The sequence below is a fragment of the Eggerthella sp. AM16-19 genome, assembly GCF_003474385.1.
Classification (GTDB): Bacteria; Actinomycetota; Coriobacteriia; order Coriobacteriales; family Eggerthellaceae; genus Senegalimassilia.
Genome location: NZ_QUCY01000028.1, coordinates 23,065 through 31,005, shown reverse-complemented (window position 1 = coordinate 31,005; position 7,941 = coordinate 23,065). Strand labels below are relative to the sequence as shown.

Here is a 7,941-nt window from a genome sequence, read left to right as displayed (position 1 = left end):
CAGGTCCCACGCGGCCACCAGGCCCGCCGGGCCCGAGCCGACCACGGCGACGCTCGGCGCGTCCTGGCCCGCCGGCTCGAAGCGGCGCGGCCCGCCGTGCGCCCACTGCCAATCGGAGATGGCGCGCTCATTGTCGTGGATGGTCTCGGCCTCGTCGTTACGGGCAAGGTTGCACGCCGCCTCGCACAAGGCCGGGCACACGCGGCTGGTGAACTCGGGCATGGGGCTGGTCAGCGCCAAGCGCTCGGCAGCCTGTTCCCACTGGCCGCGCCACACCAGGTCGTTCCACTCGGGGATCAGGTTGTGCAGCGGGCAGCCGGAAGGCCTTGCCTTCCCAAACGGCGCCCCAACCTGGCAAAACGCCACACCGCATGCCATGCAGCGGCTTGCCTGCTCACGCGTCCGCTCCTCCGGCATCGGCTCGTATAGCTCGTCGAAATCGCGGGCTCGCTCTTGCACGGGACGCAGGCTGTGGGCGCAGCGACCGTGTTCCAAAAATGCTCCGGGCTTTCCCATCGCCTACTTCCCTTCCGTCATGGCATCGAATGCGATCTGCAGCGCATCGGTGCGCGATTTGCCTGCCGCTTCGGCCTCGGCCACCACGCTCATCACGCGCTCGTAATCGCGCGGGATGACCTTCACGAAGTGGCGCTTCAGCGTGTTGAACTGGTACAGCAGCTTGATGCCGCGCGGGCTTTGCGTGCGCTCGGCGTGCTCCTCGATCAGGCTGCGGATAAGCTCGATCTCGTCGGCGGAAGGCTCACACAGGCGCACCATGTCCTGGTTGCAGTTGGCGGCCAGCGTGCCGAACTTGTCATAGACGTACGCCACGCCGCCAGACATGCCGGCCGCGAAGTTCGGCCCGACCTCGCCCAAGATGAGCGCCACGCCGCCGGTCATGTACTCGCAGCCGTGGTTGCCCACGCCCTCCACCACCACGGTGGCGCCGGAGTTGCGCACGGCGAAGCGCTGGCCGGACAGGCCGTTGACGAAGCCCTTGCCGCTGGTGGCGCCGTAGAACGCCACGTTGCCGATGACCACGTTCTCATCGAATTTGTACGTGGCCGTCTCGGGCGGGCGCACCGTCAGGATGCCGCCGGAGAGGCCCTTGCCGAAGTAGTCGTTGGCGTCGCCGGTGATATTGAGCGTCACGCCGCAGGGCAGAAACGCGCCGAAGCTCTGGCCGCCGGAACCGTCGCAGTCCACGGTGATGGACCCCTCGGGCAAGCCCTCAGGATGCTGGCGCGTCACCTGGCTGCCCAGCATGGTGCCCACGCAGCGGTTCACGTTGTCGATGTCGGCACGGAATCGGATGGGCTCCAGATGCTCGCGCGCGCTTGCCGTGTACGGAATGAACAGCGTGGCGTCGAGCGACTTGTCAAGCTGGCAATCCGCCGCCATGGACGGCAGGAAGTGGCGACCATCCGCGCCGGGGATGGCGCGGCCGAACTCGCAGGTCGCGGGCGCCAGCATGTCGGACAGGTCCATCTCGTTGGCCTTCCAGTTGCCGGACACCTCCACCTGGCGCAGGCACTCGGGGTGGCCGACCATCTCGTCGACGGTACGAAAGCCCAGATCGGCCATGATCTCGCGCAGCTCCTCGGCCACGAACGTCATGAAGTTCACCACGTATTCGGGCTTGCCGGCGAAGCAACCGCGCAGCTTGCAGTTCTGCGTGGCGATGCCCACCGGGCAGGTGTCCTGCTGGCAGTCGCGCTGCATCATGCAGCCCATGGCCACCAGCGGCATGGTGGCGAAGCCGAACTCCTCGGCACCGAGCAGGGCCGCCATGGCCACGTCGCGGCCGCACATGAGCTTGCCGTCGGTTTCCACCACCACACGGCTGCGCAGGCCGTTGCGCAGAAGCGTCTGCTGGGTTTCCGCCAGGCCGATCTCGAACGGGATGCCCGCATGGTAGATGGAGTCGCGCGGGGCCGCGCCCGTGCCGCCGTTGTGGCCGGAGATGGTGATCTTGTCCGCACCGCCCTTCGCCACGCCGGTGGCGATGGTGCCCACACCCGCCAACGCGCACAGCTTCACCGAAACGCGCGCATCGGGGTTGGCATTTTTCAGGTCGAAGATGAGCTCCGCCAGATCCTCGATGGAGTAGATGTCATGGTGCGGCGGCGGCGAGATCAGGCCCACGCCCGGCGTGGAGCGGCGAACCTCCGCGATCCACGGGTACACCTTCTTACCGGGCAGGTGGCCGCCTTCGCCGGGTTTTGCACCCTGGGCCATCTTGATCTGAATCTCGATGGCGCTCGACAGGTAGCGGCTGGTCACGCCGAAACGGCCCGACGCCACCTGCTTGATGGCGCTGCACTTGCTGTCGCCGTTTGCCAGCGGCGTCTCGCGCGCCGGGTCCTCGCCGCCCTCGCCGGTGTTGCTGCGCCCACCAAGGCGGTTCATGGCGATTGCCAGGCACTCGTGCGCTTCCTTGGAGATGGAGCCGTAGCTCATGGCGCCGGTGTTGAAGCGCTTGACGATCTCGTTCGCGGGTTCGACCTCGTCCAGCGGCACCGGCTGGCGCGTCGGCGCGAAGTCCATGAGATCGCGCAGCGTGACCGCACGCCCGGGCACGTGGCACGCGGCGCTATACTCGCGGAACAGGTCGTAGTCGCCCTCGCGGCAAGCGCGTTGCAGCAGGTAGATGGTTTGCGGGTTGATCAGGTGCTCCTCGCCGCCAAGCGGGCGCCACGCGGTGACGCCGAGCGTGGGGAGCTGCTCGGGCGAGGGGCTCTTCTCCAGTGCCAGGGCGCTGTCGTAGCGCTCGTTGAGCTCGCGCTGCACGCCGGCGGCGTCCAGACCGCCGATGCGCGTGGAGGTGTGCGTGAAATACTTCTCCACCAGGGAATCGTCCAGGCCCAAGATCTCGAAAATCTGCGCGCTGTGGTAGCCCTGCATCGTGGAGATGCCCATCTTCGACATGATGGAGGTGATGCCGGCCACAACGGCCCGGTCGTAGTTTGCCACGGCCTCATCGCCGGGGATCGAGATCTCGCCGCGCTCGCACAGGTCGCGGATGCACTCGTGCGCCGCATACGGATAGATGCCCGATGCGGAATAGCCCACCAAGCAGGCGAAATCGTGCGCACGCATCGCGTCGCCGGCCTCGATAATCAAGTCGGTATCGGTGCGCAGGCCCACGGCGATCAGGTGGTTGTGCACGGCCGCCAGCGACAGCAGGCTGGGGATGGGCACTTCGCCTTCCGCCGTGCGGTCGGTCAGCACGACCAGGTTCACGCCATCGTGCACCGCCTGCTCGACGTCGATGCACAGCTCGGTAAGCGCCGCCTCGAGCGCGCCCTCGGCGGCATCGCGGTCATAAGCGCACGCGAAGCGCTGCGTCTTGAAGCCGACGCGGTCGATGGCGCACAGGCGGTCGAACTCGTCGTGCGTGAGCATGGGGCTTTCCAGGCGCACCAGGCGGCACGTGTCGCGGCAGTCCTCGAGCATGTTGCCGTGATTGCCGACGTACAGCACGCTGCTGGTGACGAAGCTTTCGCGCAGCGCATCGATCGGCGGGTTCGTGACCTGGGCGAACAGCTGGTTGAAGTAATCGAAGAAGCTGCGCTGGCGCTTCGACAGGCACGCCAGCGGAGCGTCGGTGCCCATGGATGCCAGGGGCACCTTGCCCTGCTCGGCCATGGGGCGCACCAGCTCCTGCACGTCGTCGTAATGGTAGCCCAGCTTCGCCAAACGGCGCGTGAAGCCCGCGTTCGCATCGCGCTCGGCGGGCAGCTTGCCGGGCGCCGGGGCCTCCAGGTCATCGACCGCCAGCGTCTCCTCGTCCAGCCAATCGCGGTACGGCTTCTCGTTGGCGTAACGGTTGCGGATCTCGTCGTTCCAGATGACGCGGCCCTGGCCCGGGTCCACCTCGAGCATCTCGCCGGGGCCCAGGCAGCCAGCCTGCAGCACGTTGGCCGGGTCGACATCGATGGTGCCGACCTCCGACGACAGGATCAGCCAGTCGTCACGGGTGACGTAGTAGCGCGCCGGGCGCAGGCCGTTGCGGTCGAGCGCGGCGCCGAGCATGCGGCCGTCGGTGAACGCGATGGCCGCCGGGCCATCCCACGGCTCCATGAGCATGGACTGGTACGCGTCGTAGGCGCGGCGCTTGTCGGAGATGCGGTCGTTGTGGTCCCACGGCTCGGGGATCATCATGGTGACGGCGCGGTCAAGCGGGCGGCCGTTCATGGTGAGGAACTCCAGCACGTTGTCCAAAATGGCCGAGTCCGAACCCTCACGGTTGATAATCGGCAGCACTTGTCGCAGGTCATCGCCTAGCGCCGGGCTGTACAGCTTCGGTTCGCGGGCGCGCGTCCAGCTGATGTTGCCGCGCAGCGTGTTGATCTCGCCGTTGTGGATGATGTAGCGGTTCGGGTGCGCGCGCTCCCAGCTGGGCGTGGTGTTCGTGGAATAGCGCGAATGCACGAGCGCCAGGCTGGTCTCCACCGCCGCGTCGTTGAGGTCGGTGAAGAAGCGGCGCATCTGCGTGGCCACCAACATGCCCTTATATACGATGGTGCGCGACGACATTGAGCACACGTAGAAGATTTTGCCCGCAAGCGCCGGGTTGGCGTCGGCGGCGCGCTCGATGGTGCGGCGGCACACGTACAGCTTGCGCTCGAACGCCTGACCTGCGTCAACGTCGGCGGGGCGGCGCAGGAACGCCTGCAAGATGGTGGGCATGCACGCCTGTGCGGTGGAACCGAGGTCGTGCGGGTCGACGGGCACTTCGCGCCAGAACATCAGCGGGATGCCGCACTTCGCGCACCCCTCCTCGAACGTGCGCTTCGCGTCCCGCACGCCCGTAGGGTCGTCGTGCGGGAAGAAGAGCATGGCCACGCCGTAATCGCCCTCGTCGGGCAGCAGCTGGCCCTCCTTCTGGGCCTCCTTGCGGAAGAAACGATGCGGAATCTGGAACAGCACGCCGGCGCCGTCGCCGGTATTGCGCTCCAAGCCGGTGCCGCCGCGATGTTCAAGGTTCACCAACACGGAAAGCGCGTCGTCGAGCATGGCGTGGCTTCGCTGTCCCTTCAGGTGGGCCAGAGCACCGATGCCGCACGCGTCGTGTTCGTAACTGGATCGGTACAAGCCGGGCGTGCGCACTGCGGTTGCCGCCGGTGCGGCATGCACGCGACCAGCCGTTTCGTTCGCGCATTGCGCGCCGGTGAAGCCAGCGGCCGCCCCCGTTTCGCGGGCTGCCTCGGCTTGTTCGGTAAGTTCAGCGTTCATATGCGGTCCTTCGTCTGGATGATAAGGCCGCCTGAAAACGTAAGCGGCCCGCATTCAGTGTGCAGGCCACGTGTTACGCAAGCGTTTCCGCCGCTACGGTTAACCAGCTGGAAACAACATCGTTCGAAGGTGGAAACATGGCGACGGACGGGTCGCCGTTCGCCGCTGCCCGCCACCGCCCGCTGCTGCCCGCTGCCCAACACCGGGGAACGCGAACGAACGGGCAAAGGCAACACCGCCCATCTTCGCGCCCGCCCAGCCACCGCCATCCGCCGCCGAAAAAGGCGGGCCTTCCCCTTCCGAAAACGATCGCGCGTGTCATATCATGTGCGCAACGTTTTCACCTTCGGGGAGGAGTCCCTATGACAAGCTTCGACGCTCGACCCGCCGGAAACGGCCTCACCCGTCGCACCATGATCAAAACGTCCGCCGTGCTCATCGGCTCGTGCGCGCTCGGTTTCACCGGCGTCACCTCGCTCGGATGCAGCGCGGACAACAACGGAGGCGGCGCTTCCTCAGGCGAGTCCGACCAGGTAACGCTGCACGTAGATGGCCAGCGCTTCTTCATCAACGGCGACGCCGCGGGAACCGCGTTCTCGGGCGCGGCGCTTTCCCTGATCCCGAACCTTGCCGACGGCACCATAGCGCTCTGCTATCGCGATGGCGAAAACCCCGATCCCTGCTGCCTGACGTTGGCGCCGCTTGGGTCCCCTGTCATCGTGACGGGAACGCTGCGCATGCTCAACGTCGACGGCGTGAACTCCGACGGCGTCGTTTCCATCCAACCTGACGCGACCATCAGCGTATTGAGCCTCGGCTCGATCAAGACCGCCGATATCGAAGGGTCGATCGACCATCTCATCGTCGTCGGCAAAAGCGACGCCGTCGCACACAACGGCGCGCGCATCGGACGGGCCACGCTGGGCGATTCGTGCGCCGACCTGGTCATCAACGCGAACAGCTCCGTGGGCGACGTCGACGCGCCCTTCGAGGCCCAGGTGTCCGGCGAAGGAGCCGGCGGCGCGCGCGTGACCATCACCGGCGACGAAGGGGCCGCCGAGCAGCGCCACGGCACGCTGCTCGAGGCCGCGAACGACGATGCCGCCTGGGAGGATGCCGTCGCCGCCCTGGCCGGCACCGCAACCGTCCACCAGGCGAAGGCGCCCGCCGGCAGCGGCCCTGCTTCCGCGACCGCTGCCTCCATCAACCTCTTCGCCCCGCAAACCGCCTACGCAGACGAGACCGCAGGCGGCCCCACCATCGACACGGAGGATGCGGCCGACGATGACAACGACGAGAACTTGCTGTCCTTCACGCCCGGGGAACCCCTGGAAAACGATGGCGAGCCCGACGTGTCATCCAATGATCAGCCCGCCGAGGACTTCCAACAAGACGTGGCCGCGCTGGGCGCGGAAGACCCTGCCCCCGAAGCCGACGTCGCGATCGAGGCTATCGATCTGTTGATCGCCGGCTTGAAATTCATCGGCGAGCAGACGGCGGGGCGCGCCTTCGAGTACGGAAGCTCGTCTCTGCTCGATCTGGTGTTCGGCGGCAACGACGAATCGGCGCAGATCATTGCGAAGCTTACCGAGATCCAAGGGCAGCTCGACGACATCGAGCGCAAGATCGCGCAGGTCATAGCCCAATTCGACAAGCAGGCCTGCTACCTGCAGGTGAACAATTACCTCAGCAAGTTCTCCGCCGAGATGCGATGGGACCTCTCAAAGCTCAACAGCATGGTGGAATCCATCGACGCGCTGCCCGATGGAAGCGAGAAGGAAGCCCGCCGCAAGGAGTTCGCCGAGAACCTGTACTCGAACCCCCGCTACCAGGTGTGCGGCAGATACGTTTACGACATGGCCGGCGTCCTGGGCAACGAGATTATGCAGTGCTACACCGGCACGAACAAGAACCTGTTCGGCGCGTTCGACGAGCTCATGGTGCTGAGCTACAAGTGGGAGCACCACGGATATGAGATGCGCGCCAACTTCCAAAGCTCAGTGCTGTCGAACTTCATGGCGCTCGTCAACTATTCGACGTTTTGCCTCAACGAGCACTACCTGGCCATCAAAGACGACCCCGAGAAGAAGACCGAGCTTGCCGAGTGGTTGGGCTTTTGGAAGGGCCTGTTCGGAACCGCCACGCTGCCCGAGACGGCGCTGACCTTGCTTGCCGAAGATGACGATGCCGACGGCACCGCGACGGGCGTCGCCAACGAGGTTGCGGCGATGGCCACCGCGCAAAAGCTGGTGAAACGAGCCGATAACATCCGCTACTACCAGGTGCCGGGACATCAGGTGCAAATCGCCGCCAACGCCGCGAACGTGCACACGACCAAGGACGGCGGTCTGACGCAAAAGCAGCTCATGAGAGATTCCGCAGGTCATTGCGTGCTCACGCAAGATCAGCTGGTCAACATGTACCTTGACTACGACAAGAAGAATACGCTCACGGACATCCTGTTCGGCGAAGGCGAGGGCAACCTTGCCGCACCGCGCAACACGGGGGCGCCCTTCGTTGCCTATCAACTGCCGCTTATCGACGAACGTCAGATGAAGCATCCATCGCATCTCTATCGCCACAAATACTATGCGCCCATCGTGAACAACGACGGGACGACCGATCGCGCATATGTGGCGTTACACGACAACGGCAAGCGCATATTCAACTTCACAGGCATCGCCGTGTACCGCGTGTAGACAG

2 protein-coding genes and 1 pseudogene are annotated in these 7,941 nt (G+C 65.7%); 1 reads left to right on the top strand and 2 read right to left on the bottom strand.

Going from position 1 to position 7,941, the window contains the following annotated elements; all coding sequences use genetic code 11:
- Both DW178_RS09760 and gltB read right to left on the bottom strand, forming a co-directional pair.
- Positions 1-516 (bottom strand): annotated as a pseudogene (locus tag DW178_RS09760) (hypothetical protein); the annotation flags it as partial.
- Between the two features lie 3 nt (positions 517-519).
- Positions 520-5,238, bottom strand: a complete 4,719-nt coding sequence (gene gltB, locus DW178_RS09755) for a glutamate synthase large subunit (RefSeq protein WP_118351007.1) — start codon at positions 5,236-5,238, stop codon at positions 520-522.
- Positions 5,239-5,600: 362 nt separating this feature from the next.
- Here gltB and DW178_RS09750 point away from each other — a divergent pair, with 362 nt between their 5' ends.
- Positions 5,601-7,937, top strand: a complete 2,337-nt coding sequence (locus tag DW178_RS09750; RefSeq protein ID WP_118351005.1) for a hypothetical protein — start codon at positions 5,601-5,603, stop codon at positions 7,935-7,937.
- Positions 7,938-7,941 lie beyond the last annotated feature (4 nt).

What these genes read in the sequence shown, in the direction of transcription:
- gltB (WP_118351007.1), bottom strand. Translation starts at nt 5,238, where the DNA reads ATGAACGCTGAACTTACCGAACAAGCCGAGGCAGCCCGCGAAACGGGG.
- DW178_RS09750 (WP_118351005.1), top strand. Translation starts at nt 5,601, where the DNA reads ATGACAAGCTTCGACGCTCGACCCGCCGGAAACGGCCTCACCCGTCGC.